Genomic DNA, 21,255 nt, shown 5'->3' with positions numbered 1-21,255 from the left:
CGCCGCGCGACAGCCTGTTCGAGGCCCCGCTCGAGGCCGAGCAGGAGCGCATGGTCGAGGCGATCCTGTTCGCCACGGCCGAACCGATCTCGATCCCCGAACTCAACGCACGGCTGCCGCACGGCTGCGACGCGGAACGCGCGCTCGACGCGCTTCGGCGCCGGTACGAGGGGCGCGGTGTCGCCGTCGTGCGCGTGGGCGAAGCCTGGGCGATCCGCACCGCGCCGGACCTCGGTTATCTCATGCAGAAGGAAACGGTCGAGACGCGCAAGCTGTCGCGCGCCGCGATCGAGATGCTGGCGATCATCGCCTATCACCAGCCCGTCACCCGGGCCGAGATCGAGGAGATCCGCGGCGTCAGTGTCAGCCGCGGCACCATCGACCAGTTGCTCGAGATGGAGTGGATCCGGTTCGGCCGTCGCAAGATGACGCCGGGCCGCCCGGTGACCTTCGTGGTGACGCAGGATTTCCTCGACCATTTCGGGCTGGAGACGGCCCGCGATCTGCCGGGCCTGCGCGACCTGCGGGCGTCCGGCCTGCTGGAAAGCCGCCCGCCCCCCGACCGCGACACCGGCGGCGACGAGGACGACGAGGGGGACGACCAGAACGAGATGTTCGAGGACTAGCCACCGCTTGCGGCGCGCTCCGCCGGTTGCCATTGTGGCCCGCAACGCAGGCTGTAAGTCAGGATAGGGACGTTCGATGAACAGGATCGTCGGCATGATCGGCCGCCGCCTCATGCGGCAGATGATCAACAAGGGCGTCGATGCGGGGATCGACAAGACGCTTGGCGCCAAGAAGGACAAGCGTGACATGTCCCGGTCCGAGCGCGAGCAGTTGCAGGCCTCGAAGACCAACTCGAAGCGGGCCAAGAAGGGCTTGCGGGTGCTGCGCAAGATCGGCCGCTTCTAGGTCGTGCAGACGAAAACGGGCGGCCCGCGGCCGCCCGTCAAAGGGATGTGCAATTCGCCTTAGCGCAGGATCTCGACGATCTTACGGTCTTCCGCCGTCACGATGACGGGCTGGCCGTTCACGTTGACATAGGCGAACTGCTCGCTCTCCGGGATTGGCTCCAGTTCGACCGACTCCGGCACGCCCGCGCCGACCACGGCCTCGCCCTGCAGGTACACCGGCTCGACCGGGTTCTCGCGGACATAGGTGACGGTACGCTCTTCCGGCGTCGCGGCGGCACCGCTCATGGCGCCGGCGACGGCGCCCGCGGCGATCGCGGCCGGCCCGCCGAGGATGGCGCCCGCAGCGGCGCCGGCGGTGCCGACGATACCAGCGGCGGTTATCTCGTTGCCGCCTTCCTCGACGGTCACGGTCTCGACCTCGATCTCGGTGCGGTTGGGGTAGACGGCGACCGGCTCGGCTTCATCGGCCATCGTCGTCTGCAGGTAGTCGCCATACGCCCAGCCGGTGCTGCCGTCGTATGAGACCTCGCACCAGTTCGCTTCCTCGATGCAGCGCGTGACGTTGACCTCGTCCTCGGCGGCGATGACGCCGATGATCTCGGACTGCACACCGGGGCCCGACCGCAGGTTCAGGTCGGTCGCGGCCGTCGCGGTCACGTCGGCGAGCGCGGGCGCCGTGCCCACGGCGAGAACGGCGGCGGCGAGAGCGGCGGTGCTGGTCTTGGTGGTACGCATGTCGAACTCCTTACTTTCTGACACGCCTTGGGCGGTGCCCGTCGGCTGATGTGCTCGAGTAACGGCGCGGAGGGTGCGTTCCGTTCCAGGCGACTTTCAGGAAACCGGAATTCAGGGCGGAATCTGGCGATCCGATGGCGGATAACTGCCGCAGCGTGAGAGCTTGATTTCAAAGACTCACGTCTCGGGAACCGGCGACACGGCGCTCGGTTAGGCCCTTTCGGCCTCGCGAAATTGCTTGGCGAGCTTCAGGCCCTGACCCTGATAGTTCGATGCGATTTCCCGTCCGTAAAGCTGCTCTGGCAGCTCTTCCATCGCCTCGTAGACGAGCCGGCCGACGACCTGCCCGTGCTCCAGCGCGAAGGGCGCTTCGTGGCAACGTACCTCGAGCACGCCGCGCGCGCCCAGTCCCCCGGCAGCCGCATGGCCGAAGCCCGGATCGAAAAAGCCCGCATAGTGGACCCTGAACTCGCCCACCATCGCCAGGTACGGCGCCATCTCGGCGGCGTAGGCGGGCGGGATCGTGACGGCCTCGCGACTGACGAGGATGTAGAAGGCGCCGGGGTCCAGGATGATGCGCCCGCGGTCTGTGCGGATTTCATCCCAGAACTCGTCGATCGGATAGGCGCCCAGGCGGTCGAGGTCGATCACGCCGGTATGGGGCTTGGCGCGGTACCCGACCAGTCCGCCCGCATCGGGCCTGAGATCGACCGAAAAGCCCAGCCCCTCGTCGATCACCGCCGCCCCGTCCACCAGAGGCTCGCGCGCGTGCAGCGCCGTCAGAGCGGCGTCGTCGAGCACGGCGTCGCCACGGCGCAGGCGCAGCTGGTTCAGCCGCATGCCGGGCCGCACGAGGACCGAGAACGAACGAGGGCAGATCTCGGCATAGAGCGGGCCGTCATAGCCTTCGGGGATGCGGTCGAACTCGGTCCCGTCATCGGTGACGAGGCGGGTCAGCAGATCAAGCCGCCCCGTCGAGCTCTTGGCATTGGCGACGGCCTCGATCCCGGCGGGCAGGGCGAGGCGCTCCATCAGCGGGACGAGATAGACGCAGCCCTTTTCGAGCACAGCGCCCCGGCTGAGGTCGACGGTGTGCATCTCGAAATCCGCCAGACGGTCGGCGACACTCGAGCCAGAGCCGGCGAGGAACGAGGCGCGGACCCGGTGGGCGACGTGGCCCAGCCGCAGGTCCAGGGACGCGGGCTGCACCTGCTCTTGCGGAATCGGCTCGGCGGCGTGGATCGCACCGTCGGCGATGAGGCGGCGCAGCGTCTGCGCGGGCAGGACGCCGGTCACGCCGGGACTCCGATCGTGCAGATGTCGGAATTGGTCGGGCTAGCAGGACTCGAACCTGCGACCTTCCGTCCCCCAGACGGACGCGCTACCAGGCTGCGCCATAGCCCGACTGACGCGCCTTGTAACGGTTTGACGCGCGAGGGCAAGAGGGGATCGCCGCAGATTCCGACCATTGTGACGTCAGGTCCGCTCGCCGGCGCCGGGGCGGGATTTCAGCGCAACGAGCCGGTCGTAGACGGGCTGCAGCGCGGCCCGGTGCTGCGCGAGAATGTCGGCTGGGCTCTGCCGAAGGCGGGTGATCGCGGGCGTCTCGATCGCGGCCTGGTCGTCCTGCGGATCGGTTGCGGGAACATCGGCGTGAAAGCCCGTGCCGGTCGCGGCCGCGTCGCCGAAATCCAGCCCGTACTGCGCGGCCGCGTCCTCTTCGGCAGGTTGGGGCGGCAGCGGCGGCGTCGCTTCGGTGGTGCCCGGCGCGTGGTTGATCGCGGCGGGCTCTTCCGGGGGCAGGTCGCCGGGCGGGGGAGTCTCGCGCTGGACGCGTTCGTGCGAGAAGGTGGCGGGCGCCTCGTCCTCGGCCGCCGGCTCGTCTGCGGGGGCAGGGGCCTGCGCGGCGGCGGGGGCATACGCCGGTTCTTCGGGCTCTGCTGCCGCGGTCGTGCGGCGAGAGGGCGCGTCGAACGCGGTGAAAGGCACGACGGTGCCGCCGCCGGCGAGCGCGTCGGGGGACGGCGGCGTGGCGTTCTCAGCCGGGCTGACAACGCCCGCGTCGGGATCGTAGACATCGCCGCCTTCCAGCGGCGGGGACATCGACGCGACATGACGCACGCCCTGTTCGCGCAGCAGCTTCTGCGCGCCGCGAATCGTCAGGCCGTCCTCGTGCAGAAGCTTCCTGATCCCGCCCAGCAGCGCCATGTCGGCCGGGCGATAGTATCGCCGTCCGCCGGCCCGCTTGACCGGCTTGACCTGCGTGAAGCGGCTTTCCCAGAAGCGCAGGACATGCGTGGGCACGTCCAGCCACTCGGCCACTTCCGAAATGGTGCGGAAGGCGTCCTTGGACTTTTCCATGAAAGATTACCGTTTGTTGCCCGCGGCGACGCGTTCCTTCATCAGGTGCGAGGGCCGAAAGCTCAAGACCCGGCGGGGCGAGATCGGGACCTCTTCGCCGGTTTTCGGATTGCGCCCGACGCGCGCCGCCTTGGAGCGGACGGTGAACGTGCCGAAGGACGAGATCTTGACCGTCTCGCCCCGCACGAGCGCGTCCGACATGTGCGTCAGCACCGATTCCACCAGTTGCGCGGATTCGTTCCGGCTCAGACCGACCTCGCGAAACACAGCCTCGCTCAGGTCCATTCGCGTGAGAGTCTTGTCGCCCATGTGATCTGTCCCCCGCACATTGGTTGCGTGAGCATGCGCACACCGCGATTATGAGTCAATGTCAACGGCTTGGCCGGTATCCCGAACGTTCGACCTCAGGCCGGTCGCCGCCTACCACCTCAGGACGACAGAGCCCCAGGCCAGCCCGCCGCCGATCGCCTCGGTCACGACGACGTCGCCGCGCTTGATCTTGCCGTCGGCGCAGCCGACCGACAGGGCCAGGGGGATAGAGGCGGCGGAGGTGTTGCCGTGGTCCTGGACGGTGACAACCACCTTGTCCATGCCCAGCCCCATCTTTGACGCCGTCGCCTTGATGATGCGCAGGTTGGCCTGGTGCGGCACGATCCAGTCCACCTCGCCTGGCTCGAGCCCGGCCCGTTCGAGCGAGGTGTGCGCGGTCCGCGCGAGCTTGTCGACGGCGTGGCGGAAGACCTCCTTGCCCTGCATCCGCAGGTGGCCGGTCGTCTGGGTCGACACGCCGCCGTCGACGTAGAGGATCTCGCGGTGCCGCCCGTCGGAGTTCAGGTCGGTCGCCAGGATGCCACGGTCGTCCGACGTGCCCTCGCCGGTCGCGCCCTCGATCACCACGGCGCCGGCGCCGTCGCCGAAGAGGACGCAGGTGGCGCGGTCCTCGAAGTCGAGGATCTTCGAGAAGGTCTCGGCGCCGATGACGAGCACGCGTTCGGCCTGTCCCGACACGATCAGCGCGTTGGCGTTGGCCAGCGCATAGACGAAGCCCGCGCACACGGCTTGCAGGTCGAACGCGAAGCCGTGGGTCATGCCCAGGGCCTCCTGAACCATCGTCGCGGCGGAGGGGAAGGTGAGGTCGGGAGTCGAGGTGGCCACGATCACCGCGTCGAGATCGCCGGGCTCCAGCCCGCCATCGGCGAGCGCGGCGCGCGCGGCATGGGTGGCCATGTGCGACGTCGTTTCGCCCTCGGCAGCGAAGTGCCGGCGTTCGATGCCTGTCCGCGACCGGATCCATTCGTCCGAGGTTTCGAGCGAATCCTCGAAATAGGCGTTCGGCACGACCCGCTCGGGCAGATAATGCCCGATCCCGCGGACGACGGCGCGTTTTGTCATTGTTGTAACCGTTCGTCTTGCTCGGTCGTCCCGATATCCTGAAGAAGGGATTGCCCCGATGCAACCCGCGCCGCCAGACGTTCGGTGAACCGGCCCTTCGCCAGCGTGAAGGCCAGCTTGATCGCCGCCGAGACGCCGGTGTCGTCGGACGAGCCGTGGCTCTTCACGACGGTGCCGTTCAGTCCCAGGAACACGCCGCCATTGACCCGCCGCGGATCGATCCGCTTCTGCAGGCGCTTCATCGATGTCAGCGAGAGCAGGGCCGCGATCCGCGACAGCGGCGAATAGGCGAAGGCTTCTTTCAGCAGGTCGCGGATCAGCGTCGCCGTGCCTTCGCCGGTCTTGAGCGCGACATTGCCGGTGAAGCCGTCAGTCACGATGACGTCCACCCGGTCCGAGGGGATGTCGCCGCCCTCGACGAAGCCGACGAAGTCGAACTGCCCGTCTGGCGCCGCGGCTCCGATCATGTCGTGGGCGACCTTCAGCTCGGCCCGGCCCTTGTGCTCTTCGGTTCCGACGTTGAGCAGGCCGACGCGCGGCTGCTCCAGCCCCAGGCCGTTCCGGGCATAGGACACACCCATCAGCGCGAATTGCAGCAGGTCGTCCTGATCGGCGCGGATATCGGCGCCGACATCGAGCATCACGTTGAAGCCGTGGGAATTGCGCGACGGCCAGAGGCAGGCGATGGCGGGGCGGTTGACGCCCTCGAGCTTCTTCAGCCGCACCATCGACAGCGCCATCAGCGCGCCGGTATTGCCGCAGCTTACCGCGACCTCAGCCTCGCCGTTGCGCACGGATTCGATCGTCGACCACATGGAGGTGTCGCGACCGTGCCGCATGACATGCGCCGGCTTGTCGCCCATCGCCACCACGCCCTGCACGTCGCGGATCACGCAGCGATCCGTCAGCTTGCGCTTGGCGATCAGCGGGGCGAGCTGGTCCTCGGGGCCGTGCAGGATGAACCCGATCTCGGGGTTCTTTTCCGCAGACTTCGCAAGGCCGGCAACGACCGCCTTCGGTCCATTGTCACCGCCCATCGCGTCGACCGAGATGGTGATCCGGCCCTCAAGTGCGGAGTCCGCGTCGGAAGACATGGGCATGGTGGGCCGGAGCGGTCCTTGTCTGGTGATCAGGCGGCGTCGTCGTCCAGGTCGGTCTCGTCAGCTTGCGCGACGACTTCGCGGTCGGCGTAGTGGCCGCAGGCGCCGCAGACGTGGTGCGGGCGCTTGAGCTCGCCGCAGTTCGGGCATTCGGCCGGGTTGTCCGGCGTCAGCGAGTCGTGGGCGCGGCGCATGTTACGGCGCGAACGGGTGACTTTATTCTGAGGGACAGCCATGTCTCAACCTCGGTGTTACAGGGGCCGTGGCCCGGTTCGTCTGAAGTGGTTCGGCGGGGCCTTACGCCCTTCGGCAGGGCATATCAACCCGGGCGCGGTCCGAGCGGCGCAAAATAGCGATTCCAAGTGCTGTTGCAAGAGGATTCGGGTCAGGTTTCCGGCTCGCCGCCGCCGTTCTTATCGTCCAGCTTGTCGCGCAGGCCCGCCAGGCCAGCGAACGGCTTGGTGTCCTCGTCGCGCAGCGGCTCTGTGTCCGGCGGGCCGGCGATTTTCTCGCCCAGTTCGGCCTCCGGGGCGCGCGGGAAGGGCGGCAGCGCGAGCGACAGTTCCTCGGCCATCACCGCGCCCAGGTCGATCGGGTCGGTCAGCGGTTCGGGTGCGGTGTCCTCGGGCATCTCGACCTCGCCTTCCTCGGTCTCGTCGAGGATGCGTTGCGTCGTGAACAGACGCTCGACCGGCTCGTCGATGCGTGTCGTCACCGGTTCCAGCGTGACCACGCACTCCTGCACGACCGTGGCGCCCAGCGTGCCCACGAAGCGCCAGTCGTCGCGCCCCGTCGGTGCGAGCCGGCCGTCGAGCCGCAGTTTGCGGATCGACCGGATGCCGAGATCCTGCGCGAGGGCGGTCCGCGCCTCGGCGTCGGGCGCGACGGCGATGTCCCGCGCGGCCCGCGCCGAAAGATCGCCGAGTGCGACCGAATGGGACCAGGGAAGTCGTTGCGGTGCCATGCGGTTCACTCCATTCTTGAATGTCGGACGGCGCTTCGGGTAATCGACCTACGTGGCAGCTGCGCACGAGGCAAGGGGACAGCAATGACGGCGAACTTCCGAACCGCAGGTCTGGCGACCGCCCTGGCTGCGGGTCTCTTGCTGTCGGGGTGCAGTGCCACCTATCGCAACCACGGCTATGTGCCCCCCGATTCCGCGCTGCAGGACGTGCAGGTCGGACAGTCCACCCAGGCCGAGGTCGCGCAGGCCGTGGGCCGCCCCACGGCGGCCGGCGTCCTGGACGCCGGCGGATGGTACTACGTGCAGAGCCGGTTCCGTCATTTCGCCTACCGCGCGCCTGAAGAGATCGACCGCGAGGTCGTCGCGATCTCGTTCAACGACGGTGGCGTCGTCACCAATGTCGAGCGGTTCGGGCTGCAAGAGGGCAACGTGGTGCCGATCTCGCGCCGGGTGACCGAGAGCAACGTGCAGGGCATCGGCTTCCTGCAGCAGCTCTTCGGCAACCTCGGCAACTTCAACCCGGCCGGCTTCTTCGGCGAGGACGCCACTCCGTAGGGTCCGCGCGGCTCAGGCCGAAGCGGGTTCGAAGTCGAGCGCGACACCATTTATGCAATAGCGCAGGCCCGTCGGCCGTGGGCCGTCGGGAAAGACGTGGCCCAGATGCGCGTCGCAGCGGTTGCAGTGCACCTCGGTGCGCGTCATGAACCAGCCCTTGTCGACGCTCTCGCCCACCATCTCCTGATCGGCGGGCTGGTAGAACGACGGCCAGCCGGTACCGCTGTCGAACTTGTGCGCCTTGTCGAAGAGCACCGCGCCGCAGCAGGTGCAGGTGAACTGGCCGGGGCCCTCGGGGAAGTCCTCGTGGGTGAAGGCGCGTTCGGTGCCGTGGTGCCGCGTGACCTTGTAGGCAAGCTCGCTCAGCTCTGCGCGCCATTCGTCGTCCGATTTGACGACCTTGTCGCTGACCGTCTGGTCCATCTCGCTGCGTCCTTTCGATCGGTGTCGCCGGGGCGACGTGTCTTGTCTGCGCATGTGCCGCGTTGCATATCTAGGCAGGATGCCGGGCCCTCCAAGGCCGGGCAGGCGGCAGGGGGCGACAGGGATGTCGATACTCGTCAGGGGACGCTATGCCGCGCGTCGGGCCGAGGGCGACGCGGACATCGCCGCGGCGCAGGCCCTGCGCCATGCCGCGTTCATCGCCGGAACCGGCGCCAGGGCCCGCGAGGACGGGCGCGAGGCCGACGAATTCGACGCGCACTGCACCCACATCCTGATCGAAGAGCGTGCGACGGGCCGGCTGGTCTGCTGCTTTCGCCTGCTACCCCTGCACGACGGGGCCGAGATCGGCCGCAGCTACGCCGCGCAGCATTACGAGTTGTCCGCGCTCGCCGCCTATCCCGGCCCGATGGTCGAGATGGGGCGGTTCTGCGTCGCGCCGGGAAACGAGCACGATCCCGACATCCTGCGCGTCGCGTGGGCCGCGCTCACCCGTTGCGTGGACCGGGACGGCGTCGAGATGCTGTTCGGCTGTTCCTCGTTCCGGGGGACCGACGCCGCGGCCTATTCCGACGCCTTCGCCATGTTGCGGGACCGGCACTTGGCACCCAAACGCTGGCTGCCGCGCGTCAAGGCGCCCGAGGTGCTGCGGTTCGCGCGGCAGACACTTCGCGCGCCCGATCCCAGGCGGGCGATGCGGACGATGCCGCCGCTTCTGCGCACCTATCTGCTGATGGGCGGGTGGGTCAGCGATCACGCGGTGGTGGACCGCGATCTGAATACGCTGCACGTCTTCACCGGGCTCGAGATCGGGGGCATCCCGCCGGCCCGCGCGCGGGTGCTGCGGCTGGCAGCCGGATAGGAGGCGCACATGGAGCGGATCGAAGGCAACCTTGTCGAGATGGCCGAGGAGGGCCGTTTCGACGTCATCGTCCACGGCTGCAACTGCTTTCACGAGATGGGCGCAGGCATCGCCAAGCCGATCGCCGCGCGCTTTCCCGAGGCGCTGGACGCCGACCGGCAGACCGAGCACGGCGCGCGCGACAAGCTGGGCACGATCTCGGTCGGCCGGGTGGTCCGCAGCGATGTCGCGCTGAGCGTGGTCAACGCCTATACCCAGTTCCATTGGAAGGGCCGCGGTCCGCTGGTCGACTACGACGCCGTCACGGGCTGTTTCGCCGCCGTCGCAGGGCGGTTCCCCGAAGCGCGCATCGGCTATCCGATGATCGGTGCGGGAATGGCCGGCGGCGACTGGGACGAGATCGCGCGCCGCATCGATGCCGAGCTTTCGGGCCTGTCGCACTGGCTGGTCGTGCTGCCGGGAGACTAGAGGGCGGAAAACCGGTGCAGCGGGGCGACTGTGCCGTTGACGCCGACTCCTGCGGGCCATAGCTCGCTGCCCATGGCACGCGCACCCCTACTTCAGCTCAATGACATCTCGCTCACCTTCGGTGGCGATCCCCTGTTCTCCGACCTCGACCTCGTGGTCCAGCCCGGCGACCGTGTGGCCCTCGTGGGCCGCAACGGCTCGGGCAAGTCGACCCTGATGAGGGTGATGGCCGGCCTGGTCGAGCCGGACACCGGCGAAAGGGTCCTCCCCGTCGGGGTCACGACCGGTTACATGGAACAGGACCCCGCGATGGGCGGCTTCGCCACGCTCGGCGATTTCGCCGCGAGCGAGATGGACCCCGCGGAGGCCTATCGCGTCGAGATGGTTGCCGAGGGGCTGAAGTTCGATCCCTCCACCGAAATCTCCAAGGCGTCGGGCGGAGAGCGGCGCCGCGCGGCGCTGGCCAAGCTCTTGGCCGAGGCGCCGGAGCTGATGCTGCTGGACGAGCCGACCAACCACCTCGACATCGAGGCGATCGCCTGGCTCGAGAACGAGCTCAAGCAGACGCGGGCGGGATACGTGCTGATCAGCCACGACCGCGCCTTCCTGACGGCACTGACGCGGGCGACGCTCTGGATCGACCGGGGGCAGGTGCGGCGCAACGAGGAAGGCTTCGAGCGGTTCGAGGACTGGCGCGAGAAGGTCTGGGAGGAAGAGGACCAGCAGCGGCACAAGCTGGACCGCAAGATCAAGTCCGAGGCCCGCTGGGCCGTCGAGGGCATCAGCGCGCGACGCAAGCGCAACCAGGGCCGCCTGCGGAACCTCCAGCAGATGCGCCAGGAGCGCGCGCAGATGATCCGCCGCCAGGGCACCGCCGACATGGCCTTCGATTCGGGCGGGAAGAGCGGCAAGCGCGTGATCGAGGCCAAGGGCATCGCCAAGAGCTATGGCGACAAGAGCATCCTGCATCCCTTCGACCTGCGGGTCCTGCGCGGTGACCGGGTAGCGTTCGTTGGGCCGAACGGCGTGGGCAAGACCACGCTTCTGAACATGCTGACCGGCCGGACCGAGCCGGACGAGGGCGAGGTCGTGCTGGGCACGAACCTGGACATCGCGGTCTTCGACCAGAACCGCGCGCAGCTCGACCCCGAGATGAGCCTGTGGGAAAGCCTGACCGGCAGCCCCGAGATGCGCGTCGCCGGAGAGGCCGACCAGGTGATGGTGCGCGGCCAGCCCCGGCACGTCGTCGGCTATCTCAAGGACTTCCTGTTCACGGATGCGCAGGCCCGCGCGCCGGTGAAGTCGCTGTCGGGCGGCGAGAAGGCCCGACTGTTGCTCGCCAAGATCATGGCGCAGCCGTCGAACCTGCTGGTCCTGGACGAGCCGACCAACGACCTCGACATCGAGACGCTGGACCTGCTGCAGGATATCCTCGGCGATTACGAGGGCACGGTGCTGCTGGTCAGCCACGACCGTGACTTCCTCGACCGCGTCGCGACGCAGACCGTCGCGATGGAGGGTGACGGCCGGGCCACCGTCTATCCCGGCGGATGGAGCGACTACCGCGAACAGCGCCCCGCCGATGCGGGTGTCGAGCGGTCGCGCAGCGAGAAGTCCGGGCCCAAGGCCCAGGACAAGCCGCAGAAGGCCGCGAACGGGGCGGGGGGCCTCAGTTATACCGAGGCACACCGGCTGAAGGTGCTGCCCGAGGAGATCTCGCGCCTGGAGGCCGAGATCGGCAAGCTCGAGGCCCTTCTGGCGGACCCCGCACTCTACAGCCGCGAGCCGGTGAAATTCCGCAAGGCGACCGAGGCGCTGGAGACTCGGCAGGCCGCCCTGGGACGCGCCGAAGAGGAGTGGCTGACGCTCGAGGATAAGGCAGGAAACTGACCGGTTCCAGAAATCGTGATCGCCAGGCCCGTTGCCCGGATTTTTCGGCTAAAATCAGCCGATAAGGGTCTTTCGATCTGCGGATTGAAGCGCAATTTCGTGATCCGTTCGACAGCCCCTATGGAACTACGGGCCGCGATACTATCTTCCCGCCAAGACCAGGGCGCGGAGAACGCCCCGGTTAGGACCGAGTGGTACATGGAGACACCAATGAAAATCGCAACTTATTCCCTTATTGCAGTCGTTGCCGGCACGCCCGTCTTCGCTGGCGGCATGACGCCCGCGCCGGCCGACCCCGTCGTTCAGCCCAGCCAGCCCGCGCCGGTCGTTCCCGTGACCGGCGACTGGACCGGTGCCTATGTCGGTGCCGAGCTCGGCTATGGTGACATCACCGCCGAGAATGACGGTGGCGACGCCGACGGCGATGGCGTCATCGGCGGTCTGACCGCTGGTTACGACCGTGACTTCGGCAACTTCGTCCTCGGCGCCGGCGTCGACTACGACTTCGCCGACATCGACCTCGAGGCGGACGGCACCGAGGTCGGCTCGCTCGACAGCGTTGCCCGCCTGAAGGTCCGCGGCGGCTATGACCTGGGTTCGACCCTGATCTACGCCACCGGTGGTGCCGCCTATGCCGACGCCGAGATCGGCGGCGAGGACTACTCGGACACCGGCTACTTCGTCGGCCTTGGCGCCGACTACAAGGTGACCGACAGCGTCACCGTGGGCGGTGAAGTCCTGTATCACCAGTTCGACGACTTCGACGACACCGGCACGGACGTCGAAGCCACTACCGCGCAAGCGCGCGTGACGTACCGCTTCTGATCCGCCACTCACGGACCAGCAAAGGGGGGTGTGCCGCAAACCGGCGCATCCCTCTTTTTTTGGTCGCACGGACCGGACGCCCGCCGTCGTAGCGACCCCAGCCCCTCGTGTCCCGTGGTGTCGAGACCGGTTTCCAATCCCGGCGCTTCTTGCTAGGTCGCCCGGGCCGAACCGTCAGCGGGCGAGTGATGACCCAGATCCGACTCACCAACAGCGCGACGCGCCGCAAGGCGCCGTTCCGTCCGATCGATCCCGACAATGTGCGGATGTATCTCTGCGGGCCGACCGTCTATGACCGCGCACATCTGGGCAACGCCCGCCCGGTCATCGTCTTCGACGTGCTCTACCGCCTGCTGCGCCATGTCTACGGCGCCGACCACGTCGTCTATGCGCGGAACTTCACGGATGTCGACGACAAGATCAACGCCAAGGCCGCCGAGACCGGCCGGCCGATCGGCGACATCACGTCCGAGACGATCCGCTGGTATCACGAGGACATGGATGCGCTCGGCGCGCTTCGGCCCGATCACGAACCGCGCGCGACCGCGTGGATCGACGAGATGATCGGCATGATCCAGGGGCTGATCGACCGGGGCCACGCCTATGCCGCCGACGGGCACGTCCTGTTCTCGGTGGGGTCCTATTCCGCCTATGGCAACCTCTCGGGTCGCTCGGTCGAGGACATGATCGCCGGCGCGAGGGTCGAGGTCGCGCCCTACAAGCGCGACCCGATGGACTTCGTCCTGTGGAAGCCCTCGGACGAAAACCAGCCCGGATGGGACAGCCCATGGGGCCTGGGACGTCCCGGCTGGCACATCGAGTGCTCGGCGATGACGCGGGCGCTGTTCGGCGAGAGTTTCGACATCCACGGCGGCGGCAACGACCTGCTGTTCCCGCACCACGAGAACGAACTGGCCCAGAGCCGCTGCGCCCATCCCGAGGGCCATTTCGCCGAGGTTTGGCTGCACAATGAGATGCTGCAGGTCGAGGGCAAGAAGATGGCCAAGTCGCTTGGCAACTTCTTCACCGTCCGCGACCTGCTGGACCGTGAAATCCCGGGCGAGGTGATCCGCTTCGTGTTCCTGTCGACCCATTACCGCCGGCCGATGGACTGGACCGACGCCAAGGCGCGCGAGGCGGAGACGGTGCTACGCAAGTGGTACGATCTCGTCGCGGACGCGCCCGCGGACGGCGCCGTCGCGCCCGCCGTGATCGAGGCGCTGGCCGACGACTTGAACACCGCCGGCGCGATCTCGGAACTGCACCGGCTGGCGCAGGCGGGCGAGGCGACGACCCTGCGGGCGACGCTGCGCTTCCTCGGCCTGATGGGCGATGGCGTGCCGGGCTGGACCGCCGCAGCGGAGGCGGACGACGCGTCCGCCGCCCTGATCGAGGCGCTGCTGGCCGAACGGGCCGAGGCGCGCAAGGCGAAGGACTTTGCCCGCGCGGACGCCCTGCGCGACGGCTTTGCCGCCGCCGGCGTGCTGGTGAAGGACACGCCACAGGGCGCGGAGTGGCAGCTGGGCCCGGATTTCGATCCGGCGAAGCTCGACGAGTTGAAACGGTGAGGGTGGGGCCGCCGGCCGGGCAGGGGGGCTGTCCGCCCCCCTCGGCTCTGGCGGGCCTCACCCCCCGAGGATATTTCCGGAACCAAAGAGGCGGGGCGACATGGAACGGCTGACGCTGTTCGACACGACACTGCGCGACGGCCAGCAGACCCAGGGTGTGCAGTTCTCGACGCCCGAGAAGATGCAGATCGCGGCGCTGCTGGATTCCCTCGGGGTCGACTATATCGAGGGCGGTTGGCCGGGCGCGAACCCGACCGACAGCGCCTTCTTCGAGGCCCGGCCGCAGACCCGCGCGACGCTGACCGCCTTCGGCATGACGAAGCGGGCGGGGCGGTCGGCGGAGAACGACGACGTTCTGGCGGGCGTTCTGAACGCCGGCACGCCCGCGGTGTGCCTGGTGGGCAAGACGCACGATTTCCACGTCGAGCGCGCTCTGGGGATCACGCTGGAGGAGAATGTCGAGAACATCCGCGCCTCGGTGGCGCACGCGGTGGCCGAGGGGCGCGAGGCGCTGTTCGACGCCGAGCATTTCTTCGACGGATGGAAGGCGAACCGCAGCTATGCGCTGGACTGCCTGCGGTCGGCGCGGGATGCCGGCGCGCGCTGGATCGTCCTGTGCGACACCAATGGCGGCACGCTGCCGGTGGAGATCGGGGAAATCGTCCGCGCGGTGATCGCCGAGGGCATCCCCGGCGACCGGCTGGGGATCCACACACATGACGACACCGGCAACGCCGTCGGCGGCACGCTGGCCGCCGTCGATGCCGGGGCGCGGCAGATCCAGGGAACGCTGAACGGCCTGGGCGAGCGCTGCGGAAATGCGAATCTCACGACGCTGATCCCGACGCTGCTGCTGAAGGAGCCCTATGCCTCGAGCTACGAGATCGGGGTGACGCCGGAGGGGCTGCGGGGGCTGACCAAGGCGAGCCGGACGCTGGACGACATCCTCAACCGCGTGCCCCTGCGCAGCGCGCCCTATGTCGGGGCCTCGGCCTTTGCGCACAAGGCGGGGCTGCATGCCAGCGCCATCGCGAAGGACCCCTCGACCTACGAGCACATTTCGCCGGACGTGGTGGGCAACGTGCGCATCGTGCCGATGTCGAATCAGGCCGGCCAGTCCAACCTGATCGCCCGGCTGCAGGGGATGGGCGTGCCGGTCGAGAAGGGCGACCCCGCCCTGGCGGCCATTCTGGAGACCGTGAAGGCGCGCGAGGAGCAGGGCTATTCCTACGACACCGCGCAGGCCAGTTTCGAGCTGATCGCCCGCGAGGCGCTGGGGCAGCTGCCGCGCTTCTTCGAGGTCAAGCGATACCGCGTCACGATCGAACGGCGGAAGAACAAGTACAACCAGACCGTGTCGTTGTCCGAGGCGGTGGTGGTGACCAAGATCGGCGACCGCAAGATGCTGTCGGTCAGCGAGTCGATGGACGAGACCGGCAGCGACCGCGGGCCGGTCAACGCGTTGTCCAAGGCGCTGGCCAAGGACCTGGGCCCGTACCAGGCGGCGATCGACGACATGCGGCTGGTGGACTTCAAGGTGCGCATCACCCAGGGCGGGACCGAGGCGGTCACGCGCGTCGTCATCGACAGCGAGGACGGCACCGGCCGGCGCTGGTCGACGGTCGGCGTGTCGCCGAACCTCGTGGATGCTTCGTTCGAGGCGCTGCTTGACGCGATCAACTGGAAACTTCTGCGCGACGCGACACCTGTCTGACCATGGATGCCTTCTTTAACCTCCACGACGGCCTGCCGCGCGAGGGGCCGGGCGACCGGGAAAGCCTGGACTGGGCGCTTTCGCGGGCCGCGATCCCGCGCGACGCGGCCATTCTCGACGCGGGTTGCGGCCCCGGCGCGGACATCGCGGGATTGCTGGACCACGCGCCCGAGGGGCGGGTCCTGGCGCTCGACACCCACGCGCCGTTCATCGCGGCGGTGGAGCGCGGTTTTGGCGACGATCCCAGGGTGACGGCCCGCTGCGGTGACATGCTGGCGGCGACCGGACCGTTCGACCTGATCTGGTGCGCCGGCGCGATCTACGGGCCCGGCGTCGAGGCCGCGCTGTCGGCCTGGGCGCCGCAGATGCGCGCGGGCGGCACGATCGCCTTTTCGCAGTTGATCTGGCGGGTGCCCGAGCCGCCGGACGCGGTGCGCCGCACCTTCGCCGAGGTGCCGCGCATCGGCGAGCTGACCGACCTCGTGGCGCAGGTCGAGCGGGCGGGCTGGCGCGTGCAGGCCGAGCGCGTCCTTCCGGACGCCGCCTGGGAGACCTATTATCGTCCGCTCGAGACGCGGGTGCAGCAGAAGCGGCTGGGGGCCTCGCCCGAACTGCGGGACGCGATTGCCGCGACGGAGGCCGAGATCGCGCTGTGGCGGCGGCACCGCGACAGCTTTGGCTACGCTCAGATCGTGGCGGCCGCGCCATGAGCCTGCAGAGTTGCGCCGAACTGGTCGAACGCGGCGATCCCGACCGCTTTCTCGCCGCGATGGCCGCCCCGCCGGCGGCGCGGGCGGTGCTGTTTCCGCTCTATGCCTTCAACATCGAGGTGACACGCGCGCCGTGGATGGTGTCCGAGCCGATGCTGGGCGAGATGCGTCTGCAATGGTGGCGCGACGCGCTGGACGAGATCGGGCGCGGGGGGCTGGTGCGCCAGCACGAGGTGACCATCCCGCTGGCCCACGTGCTCGACGCCGAGGGGGCGGAGCTGCTCGATCGGCTGATCGTGGCGCGGCGCCAGGATATCGAGGGCGGGCCGTTCGAGAGCGCCGAAGCGCTGACGGACTACATCGAGGAGACGGCGGCCGGCCTGACCTGGACGGCGGCGCGGGCGCTCGGCGCAGGGCCCGAGAGCGAGGAGCCTGTGCGGGCGCGGGGCCATGCGGCGGGGCTGGCGCGGTTCCTTCTGGCGCTGCCGGAGCTCGAGGCGCGGGGCCGTCGGCCGATGGCGCAGCTGGCCGAGGCGGACGTGGCGGCGCTGGTCGGCGCCGCCCGGTCGCGACTGGCGCGGGCCGGGCGGCCGGCGCGGACGGCGCGGGCCGCGGTGCTGGAGACTTGGCGGGCCGGGCCGCTGCTGAAGCGGGCGGCGGACGATCCCACGGCCGCGCTGCAGGGTGTCCTGCCGCAATCGGAGTTCGCGCGGCGCGCAGGGCTGATGCGGCACGCGTTCCTCGGGCGCTGAGGCGGGGAACGCGGCGTCCTTCGAGGACGTTTCGGGAAGGACACCCCGGATCAAGGAGCGGACAGATGTTCCATACTGACACGATCGCCGAGATCGCCCACGACATTCCCAACCTCTACGCCTTTCGCATCACCGGCGAGGTCGGCCGCGACGACATGAAGGCGATGTCCGAGTTCATGCTCGGCGCGTTCAAGGCGCATGACACGGTGGACATGTGCCTGGTGTTCGAGACCGACGCCGGATCGAAGGCCGACGCCAGCCTCTCGGACGAGGCCGTCAAGGCGCAGGCCAAGTCGCTGAGGCACGTGCGGAACTACGTCGTGGCCGGTGCGCCGGACAAGGCCGCCTCGATGGTCGAGACGATGGGCAAGGTGCTGCCGGTCGAGGCGAAGAGCTTCGCCACCGAGGCCGAGGCGTTCGCCTGGCTGCGCCAGCAGGCGCACGCGGCCTGAGAGATCACCACGAGCGCGGGCGCAGGGCGAGCCACAGCAGCGCCCCGCCCGCCAACGCCAGGAACGGCGCCATCGCGATGTTGACGGCGGCCCATCCCTGTTCCGCCGTCCCGCCCGAGCAGTTCATCAGCCCGCCCGACGCCAGCGAGGCCAGGGTCACGCAGCCGAACACGATCATGTCGTTCAGGCCCTGGACGCGGCCGCGCTCTTCGGGGCGGTGGGCGCCGGCCAGCATCGACGTTGCGCCGATGAAGCCGAAGTTCCACCCCAGCCCCAGTAGCACCAGCGCGACGAAGAAATATGCCACGTCGACGCCCGCAAGCGCCACGCCGCCCGCCGCCGCCAGCAGGACAAGGCCGGTGGCCATGATGCGCTCGACACCGAAGCGGGCGATCAGGTGTCCGGTGAAGAAAGAGGGCGCGAACATTGCCAGCACGTGGCCCGTGACGATGTCGGCGGCGGTGCCCTGGGTGAAGCCGCAGCCGACCACGGCGAGCGGCGTCGAGGTCATCACCAGGTTCATCAGCGCGTAGGAGACCATCGCACAGATGATCGCCACGGCGACGCGGGGCGTCCTGAGCAGCTCGATCCTCGTGCGGCCGCGCGGCGCGTCCTCGGACGGGACCGGGGGGCGGGGGATGTCGAGCAGCAGGAAGAGCAGCGCGCCCACCGCGTTGATGCCGATCACGGTGAGATAGGTCCCGAGGAACGGCACGACCATCGCGTCCGATGTCAGCTTCACCAGTTGCGGCCCGATCACGGCCGAGACCAGACCGCCCGCCATGACGTAGGAGATCGCCTTGGGGCGGAACGCATCCGAGGCTGTGTCCGCCGCCGCGAAGCGGTAGAAGCCCTGGGCCGACATGTAGAGGCCGGTGAAGAGCGAGCCGAGCAGGAACAGCGGGAACGAGGCGGTCATCAGCCCGACCGCGCCGATCGCCGCGCCGACCGCGCCGCCCGTGGCGCCGAGGAAGAACCCCGTGCGGCGGCCGAAGCGCTGCATCACCGCCGAGAGCGGCTGCGCCGACAGCATCGACCCCAGCACGATCAGCGAGATTGGCAGTGTGGCGAAACAGGCATTGGTCGCCAGCGTCTGGCCGGCGAGGCCGCCGATCACGAAGATCATCGGCATCTGCGCGCCGAGCAGCGCCTGTGCTGCCGTCAGGACGGCCACGTTGCGGACCGCGCGGCTGTCGCGGCGGGGGTAGGTGCTGTCGGTCATGCGGGATCGTTAGCGCCGCCGGCGGGCGAAGGGAAGGGGCGCGGGCTGGGACCGATGAGATGCGCGAAGCTGCCAGCGACACGCCCCGCCCGCAGACCCATGGGCGGCAGCGCCGTGCCCTCGGCGTCCGCCGCCTCGAAGAGTGGCGGACCGGATTCCGAGACGATGGAGGCATAGTGAAACTCGTGCGCGGCCCAGGTGCCCGCGAAGGGGCCGGCGGCGGCGCGCAGCGTGCGGTAGCCGAGATGCAGCTTGCGGTGGGCGAAGCTGGTCCCAAGCGGCAGGAGGCCCGCCATGGTGTGCCGGTGGCCGTGGGCGTCGATCAGGCTTTCGCCGAGGGTCATGTAGCCGCCGCATTCGCCGTAGATGTCGGTGTGCTGCGCGGCGTGCCGCAGGCTGTCCATGAATCCGCGCGCGGCGGCGAGGCGACCCGCGTGCAGTTCGGGGTAGCCGCCGGGCAGGAAGACGAGATCGGCCGGCGGGACGGTCTCGTCCGCGAGGGGAGAGAACGGACGGATCTCGGCCCCGGCGGCGCGCCAGGCGTTCAGCTGGTGGGGATAGGCGAAGGCGAAGGCGTCGTCCCGCGCCACGGCGATGCGCTGCGCCGGGGGCGGGATGACGGGCGGTTCGGCGGCGGGAAGGGGGACGGCGAGATCCGACAGCGCGTCGAGATCGATGCCCTCGGCCACGATGCCGGCGGCGCGGTCGAGGAACGTCGCGAGATCGTCGCGCTCCCCGGCCTGGACGAGCCCGAGATGGCGCGATGGATGGGCGATGTCGCCGGCGCGGGGCACCATGCCCAGCACCTTTATCCCCGTGGGCGCGAGCGCGGCCCGCAGCATGGCGGCGTGGCGGGGCGAGCCGACGCGGTTCAGGACCACGCCCGCGACGCGGACCCGGGCATCGTGCGCGGCGAAGCCCTCCACGAGCGGGGCGATCGACTGCGCCATCCGGGCGGCGTCGACCACGAGGACGACGGGCAGATCCAGCTGCCGCGCGAGGTCCGCCGTCGCGCCGGCCCCGTCCGGCGGCGCCCCGTCGAACAGGCCCATCGCGCCCTCGATCACCAGAAGCCCGTCGCCCGCCGCGAGCCCCGCCAGCGTCGCGGGCGGCATCGCCCAGGCGTCGAGATTGGGACAGGCCGCGCCGCTGGCGGCCTCGTGGAAGCGCGGGTCGATGTAGTCGGGGCCGGACTTCGCCCCGCGCACCGTCACGCCCCGGTCGCGGAAAGCCCGCAGGAGGCCGAGCGTCACCGTGGTCTTGCCGCTGCCCGAGGCCGGCGCGGCGACGATCAGGCCGGGCATGTCCGCCGGACCGGCAGTTTCCGGAATGCGCGCCTGTGGCGCACGTCCCCAATTTGCGCCGCTCTCCGGCCGTCGCGATGCCGCCCGCGCGGGCCGGGGGCCCGCGCGGGCGGGGCCTCCGGCGGGGATATTTTGGGGCAGAAGAATGGAACGGGCGCGCGGGGCATCAGGCGCTTTCGGCGGGTCGGCCGCGGCCGAGCGGGTCGGTGTCGCGGGGGGCGGTGCCGGCCAGCATCGCCTGCCAGTCGAGCGCCTGGCGCATCAGCACGGCGCGGCCCACGCAGATCACCGCCGGGGGTTCGAGCCCGGCGGCGTCGATGTCGTCCGTGCAGCGCGCCAGGGTCGTCTCGACCACCTGCTGCCCGGCGAGGGTGGCGCCGGTGACGACGGCTACCGGTTCGTCTTCGGGACGGCCGGCGGCGCGGAGGGCGCCGGTGATCCGGGCGATGTGCTTCATGCCCATGTAGATCACGATGACCTGGCTGCCGCGGGCGATCGCCGCCCAGTCGAGGCTGCCCGGGGTTTCGCCGGACTGGTCATGCCCGGTGACGAAGGTGACCGACTGGTTCACGTCGCGATGGGTCACGGGGATGCCGGCATAGGCCAGACCGCCGATCCCGGCGGTGATGCCGGGGATGATGCGGATCGGCACGCCGTGCTGGACAAGGGTCTGGGATTCCTCGCCGCCGCGGCCGAAGACGAAGGGGTCGCCCCCCTTGAGGCGGAGCACGCGGTTGCCCTCGCGCGCGAGGTCGACCAGCCGGAGCGAGATGTCGCGCTGCTGGGCCGAGGGCTTGCCGCCGCGCTTGCCGGCGTAGATTTTCTCGGCGCCCGGCTTGCACCAGTCAAGGATCTCGGGCGCGACGAGCGCGTCGTAGACGACCGCGTCCGCCTGGCGGAGCGCGTTCAACGCATGCAGCGTCAGAAGGCCGGGATCGCCCGGCCCCGCCCCGCAGAGCCAGACCCAGCCGGGCGGAAAGTCCGGCAGTACGCCGGGGGGAAGGAGCGACTCGGTCATGGCGACCT

The 21,255-nt window shown here is 69.4% G+C and carries 24 protein-coding genes and 1 tRNA gene; 12 read left to right on the top strand and 13 right to left on the bottom strand.

Annotated elements, in window-relative coordinates; all coding sequences use genetic code 11:
* Window positions 1-50: 50 nt before the first annotated feature.
* Window positions 51-626 (top strand): SMC-Scp complex subunit ScpB, encoded by a 576-nt coding sequence (gene scpB / locus BMZ25_RS08255; RefSeq protein WP_092692463.1) that lies wholly within the window; start codon window positions 51-53, stop codon window positions 624-626.
* A 76-nt stretch (window positions 627-702) separates the two neighbouring features.
* Window positions 703-912, top strand: a complete 210-nt coding sequence (locus BMZ25_RS08250) for a hypothetical protein (RefSeq protein WP_092691765.1) — start codon at window positions 703-705, stop codon at window positions 910-912.
* 59 nt (window positions 913-971) lie between these two features.
* On the opposite strand, the gene BMZ25_RS08245 is transcribed toward BMZ25_RS08250, so the two are convergent.
* The 9 genes from BMZ25_RS08245 to BMZ25_RS08205 form a co-directional block, all read right to left on the bottom strand.
* Window positions 972-1,649: a DUF1236 domain-containing protein gene (locus BMZ25_RS08245; RefSeq protein ID WP_092691762.1), complete on the bottom strand. Its 678-nt coding sequence runs from the start codon at window positions 1,647-1,649 to the stop codon at window positions 972-974.
* A 210-nt stretch (window positions 1,650-1,859) separates the two neighbouring features.
* Window positions 1,860-2,945, bottom strand: coding sequence for a 2'-deoxycytidine 5'-triphosphate deaminase (locus tag BMZ25_RS08240; protein WP_092691759.1), 1,086 nt, complete (start codon window positions 2,943-2,945; stop codon window positions 1,860-1,862).
* A gap of 31 nt (window positions 2,946-2,976) precedes the next feature.
* Window positions 2,977-3,053 (bottom strand) — tRNA-Pro (locus BMZ25_RS08235).
* A 72-nt stretch (window positions 3,054-3,125) separates the two neighbouring features.
* Window positions 3,126-4,010 carry a MerR family transcriptional regulator gene (locus BMZ25_RS21145; protein ID WP_092691756.1) on the bottom strand — a complete coding sequence of 295 codons (885 nt, stop codon included), beginning with the start codon at window positions 4,008-4,010 and terminating at the stop codon, window positions 3,126-3,128.
* 6 nt (window positions 4,011-4,016) lie between these two features.
* Complete coding sequence (gene ihfA / locus BMZ25_RS08225; protein ID WP_092691754.1) at window positions 4,017-4,319, bottom strand: integration host factor subunit alpha; 303 nt, start codon at window positions 4,317-4,319, stop codon at window positions 4,017-4,019.
* A 111-nt stretch (window positions 4,320-4,430) separates the two neighbouring features.
* A complete protein-coding gene (locus BMZ25_RS08220; protein ID WP_092691752.1) occupies window positions 4,431-5,402 on the bottom strand; it encodes a beta-ketoacyl-ACP synthase III in 972 nt (323 codons plus the stop codon).
* A complete protein-coding gene (gene plsX / locus BMZ25_RS08215; RefSeq protein WP_092691749.1) occupies window positions 5,399-6,496 on the bottom strand; it encodes a phosphate acyltransferase PlsX in 1,098 nt (365 codons plus the stop codon). Before plsX ends, BMZ25_RS08220 begins: the two co-directional genes overlap by 4 nt.
* Window positions 6,497-6,531: 35 nt before the next feature.
* Window positions 6,532-6,738, bottom strand: coding sequence for a 50S ribosomal protein L32 (gene rpmF, locus BMZ25_RS08210; protein ID WP_092691747.1), 207 nt, complete (start codon window positions 6,736-6,738; stop codon window positions 6,532-6,534).
* A gap of 149 nt (window positions 6,739-6,887) precedes the next feature.
* Window positions 6,888-7,466 (bottom strand): YceD family protein, encoded by a 579-nt coding sequence (locus tag BMZ25_RS08205; protein ID WP_092691745.1) that lies wholly within the window; start codon window positions 7,464-7,466, stop codon window positions 6,888-6,890.
* 84 nt (window positions 7,467-7,550) lie between these two features.
* Here BMZ25_RS08205 and BMZ25_RS08200 point away from each other — a divergent pair, with 84 nt between their 5' ends.
* On the top strand, window positions 7,551-8,021 hold the full coding sequence (locus tag BMZ25_RS08200) for an outer membrane protein assembly factor BamE (RefSeq protein WP_092691742.1): 471 nt from the start codon (window positions 7,551-7,553) through the stop codon (window positions 8,019-8,021).
* Between the two features lie 12 nt (window positions 8,022-8,033).
* Here BMZ25_RS08200 and msrB read toward each other — a convergent pair whose 3' ends face one another.
* On the bottom strand, window positions 8,034-8,444 hold the full coding sequence (gene msrB, locus BMZ25_RS08195; RefSeq protein WP_092691739.1) for a peptide-methionine (R)-S-oxide reductase MsrB: 411 nt from the start codon (window positions 8,442-8,444) through the stop codon (window positions 8,034-8,036).
* A 124-nt stretch (window positions 8,445-8,568) separates the two neighbouring features.
* Here msrB and BMZ25_RS08190 point away from each other — a divergent pair, with 124 nt between their 5' ends.
* The 9 genes from BMZ25_RS08190 to BMZ25_RS08150 all read left to right on the top strand — a co-directional run bounded on the left by BMZ25_RS08190 (window position 8,569) and on the right by BMZ25_RS08150 (window position 17,703).
* On the top strand, window positions 8,569-9,324 hold the full coding sequence (locus tag BMZ25_RS08190) for a GNAT family N-acetyltransferase (protein WP_092691735.1): 756 nt from the start codon (window positions 8,569-8,571) through the stop codon (window positions 9,322-9,324).
* A 9-nt stretch (window positions 9,325-9,333) separates the two neighbouring features.
* Window positions 9,334-9,792 (top strand): macro domain-containing protein, encoded by a 459-nt coding sequence (locus BMZ25_RS08185; RefSeq protein WP_092691732.1) that lies wholly within the window; start codon window positions 9,334-9,336, stop codon window positions 9,790-9,792.
* Between the two features lie 72 nt (window positions 9,793-9,864).
* On the top strand, window positions 9,865-11,682 hold the full coding sequence (locus BMZ25_RS08180; protein WP_092691729.1) for an ABC-F family ATP-binding cassette domain-containing protein: 1,818 nt from the start codon (window positions 9,865-9,867) through the stop codon (window positions 11,680-11,682).
* 210 nt (window positions 11,683-11,892) lie between these two features.
* A complete protein-coding gene (locus BMZ25_RS08175; RefSeq protein WP_092691727.1) occupies window positions 11,893-12,507 on the top strand; it encodes an outer membrane protein in 615 nt (204 codons plus the stop codon).
* A gap of 188 nt (window positions 12,508-12,695) precedes the next feature.
* The gene (gene cysS, locus BMZ25_RS08170) at window positions 12,696-14,075 is read left to right on the top strand and encodes a cysteine--tRNA ligase (protein ID WP_092691720.1); all 1,380 of its coding nucleotides are present in this window, start codon (window positions 12,696-12,698) and stop codon (window positions 14,073-14,075) included.
* A 100-nt stretch (window positions 14,076-14,175) separates the two neighbouring features.
* Window positions 14,176-15,789, top strand: coding sequence for a citramalate synthase (gene cimA, locus BMZ25_RS08165; RefSeq protein WP_092691717.1), 1,614 nt, complete (start codon window positions 14,176-14,178; stop codon window positions 15,787-15,789).
* 2 nt (window positions 15,790-15,791) lie between these two features.
* Window positions 15,792-16,499, top strand: a complete 708-nt coding sequence (locus BMZ25_RS08160; protein WP_092691714.1) for a class I SAM-dependent methyltransferase — start codon at window positions 15,792-15,794, stop codon at window positions 16,497-16,499.
* On the top strand, window positions 16,496-17,251 hold the full coding sequence (locus BMZ25_RS08155) for a squalene/phytoene synthase family protein (protein ID WP_092691712.1): 756 nt from the start codon (window positions 16,496-16,498) through the stop codon (window positions 17,249-17,251). The genes BMZ25_RS08160 and BMZ25_RS08155 overlap by 4 nt, the downstream gene beginning before the upstream one ends.
* 65 nt (window positions 17,252-17,316) lie before the next feature.
* On the top strand, window positions 17,317-17,703 hold the full coding sequence (locus BMZ25_RS08150) for a SpoIIAA family protein (protein ID WP_092691709.1): 387 nt from the start codon (window positions 17,317-17,319) through the stop codon (window positions 17,701-17,703).
* Window positions 17,704-17,707: 4 nt separating this feature from the next.
* On the opposite strand, the gene BMZ25_RS08145 is transcribed toward BMZ25_RS08150, so the two are convergent.
* The 3 genes from BMZ25_RS08145 to cobA all read right to left on the bottom strand — a co-directional run bounded on the left by BMZ25_RS08145 (window position 17,708) and on the right by cobA (window position 21,247).
* Window positions 17,708-18,925 carry an MFS transporter gene (locus BMZ25_RS08145; RefSeq protein WP_092691707.1) on the bottom strand — a complete coding sequence of 406 codons (1,218 nt, stop codon included), beginning with the start codon at window positions 18,923-18,925 and terminating at the stop codon, window positions 17,708-17,710.
* Entirely contained in the window at window positions 18,922-20,229 is a 1,308-nt protein-coding gene (locus tag BMZ25_RS08140) for a cobyrinic acid a,c-diamide synthase CobB (protein WP_092691706.1), read from the bottom strand. Before BMZ25_RS08140 ends, BMZ25_RS08145 begins: the two co-directional genes overlap by 4 nt.
* Before the next feature lie 166 nt (window positions 20,230-20,395).
* Window positions 20,396-21,247: a uroporphyrinogen-III C-methyltransferase gene (cobA, locus tag BMZ25_RS08135; RefSeq protein ID WP_092691703.1), complete on the bottom strand. Its 852-nt coding sequence runs from the start codon at window positions 21,245-21,247 to the stop codon at window positions 20,396-20,398.
* Between the last annotated feature and the right edge of the window lie 8 nt (window positions 21,248-21,255).

The organism is Tranquillimonas rosea (assembly GCF_900111315.1).
GTDB lineage: Bacteria > Pseudomonadota > Alphaproteobacteria > Rhodobacterales > Rhodobacteraceae > Tranquillimonas > Tranquillimonas rosea.
The sequence above is the reverse complement of the archived record's forward strand: the minus strand, read 5'-3'. Positions and strand labels throughout refer to the sequence as shown.

Bases quoted from the DNA above. Each gene is read 5' to 3' on its own strand.
- ihfA (WP_092691754.1), bottom strand. From the start codon at position 4,319: ATGGGCGACAAGACTCTCACGCGAATGGACCTGAGCGAGGCTGTGTTT.
- cobA (WP_092691703.1), bottom strand. From the start codon at position 21,247: ATGACCGAGTCGCTCCTTCCCCCCGGCGTACTGCCGGACTTTCCGCCC.
- BMZ25_RS08175 (WP_092691727.1), top strand. From the start codon at position 11,893: ATGAAAATCGCAACTTATTCCCTTATTGCAGTCGTTGCCGGCACGCCC.
- BMZ25_RS08155 (WP_092691712.1), top strand. From the start codon at position 16,496: ATGAGCCTGCAGAGTTGCGCCGAACTGGTCGAACGCGGCGATCCCGAC.
- BMZ25_RS08245 (WP_092691762.1), bottom strand. From the start codon at position 1,649: ATGCGTACCACCAAGACCAGCACCGCCGCTCTCGCCGCCGCCGTTCTC.
- plsX (WP_092691749.1), bottom strand. From the start codon at position 6,496: ATGTCTTCCGACGCGGACTCCGCACTTGAGGGCCGGATCACCATCTCG.
- BMZ25_RS08180 (WP_092691729.1), top strand. From the start codon at position 9,865: ATGGCACGCGCACCCCTACTTCAGCTCAATGACATCTCGCTCACCTTC.
- BMZ25_RS08145 (WP_092691707.1), bottom strand. From the start codon at position 18,925: ATGACCGACAGCACCTACCCCCGCCGCGACAGCCGCGCGGTCCGCAAC.
- BMZ25_RS08205 (WP_092691745.1), bottom strand. From the start codon at position 7,466: ATGGCACCGCAACGACTTCCCTGGTCCCATTCGGTCGCACTCGGCGAT.
- cysS (WP_092691720.1), top strand. From the start codon at position 12,696: ATGACCCAGATCCGACTCACCAACAGCGCGACGCGCCGCAAGGCGCCG.
- BMZ25_RS08190 (WP_092691735.1), top strand. From the start codon at position 8,569: ATGTCGATACTCGTCAGGGGACGCTATGCCGCGCGTCGGGCCGAGGGC.
- BMZ25_RS08200 (WP_092691742.1), top strand. From the start codon at position 7,551: ATGACGGCGAACTTCCGAACCGCAGGTCTGGCGACCGCCCTGGCTGCG.
- BMZ25_RS08220 (WP_092691752.1), bottom strand. From the start codon at position 5,402: ATGACAAAACGCGCCGTCGTCCGCGGGATCGGGCATTATCTGCCCGAG.
- BMZ25_RS08160 (WP_092691714.1), top strand. From the start codon at position 15,792: ATGGATGCCTTCTTTAACCTCCACGACGGCCTGCCGCGCGAGGGGCCG.
- BMZ25_RS08140 (WP_092691706.1), bottom strand. From the start codon at position 20,229: ATGCCCGGCCTGATCGTCGCCGCGCCGGCCTCGGGCAGCGGCAAGACC.
- BMZ25_RS21145 (WP_092691756.1), bottom strand. From the start codon at position 4,010: ATGGAAAAGTCCAAGGACGCCTTCCGCACCATTTCGGAAGTGGCCGAG.
- rpmF (WP_092691747.1), bottom strand. From the start codon at position 6,738: ATGGCTGTCCCTCAGAATAAAGTCACCCGTTCGCGCCGTAACATGCGC.
- BMZ25_RS08150 (WP_092691709.1), top strand. From the start codon at position 17,317: ATGTTCCATACTGACACGATCGCCGAGATCGCCCACGACATTCCCAAC.
- scpB (WP_092692463.1), top strand. From the start codon at position 51: ATGGTCGAGGCGATCCTGTTCGCCACGGCCGAACCGATCTCGATCCCC.
- msrB (WP_092691739.1), bottom strand. From the start codon at position 8,444: ATGGACCAGACGGTCAGCGACAAGGTCGTCAAATCGGACGACGAATGG.
- BMZ25_RS08185 (WP_092691732.1), top strand. From the start codon at position 9,334: ATGGAGCGGATCGAAGGCAACCTTGTCGAGATGGCCGAGGAGGGCCGT.
- BMZ25_RS08250 (WP_092691765.1), top strand. From the start codon at position 703: ATGAACAGGATCGTCGGCATGATCGGCCGCCGCCTCATGCGGCAGATG.
- cimA (WP_092691717.1), top strand. From the start codon at position 14,176: ATGGAACGGCTGACGCTGTTCGACACGACACTGCGCGACGGCCAGCAG.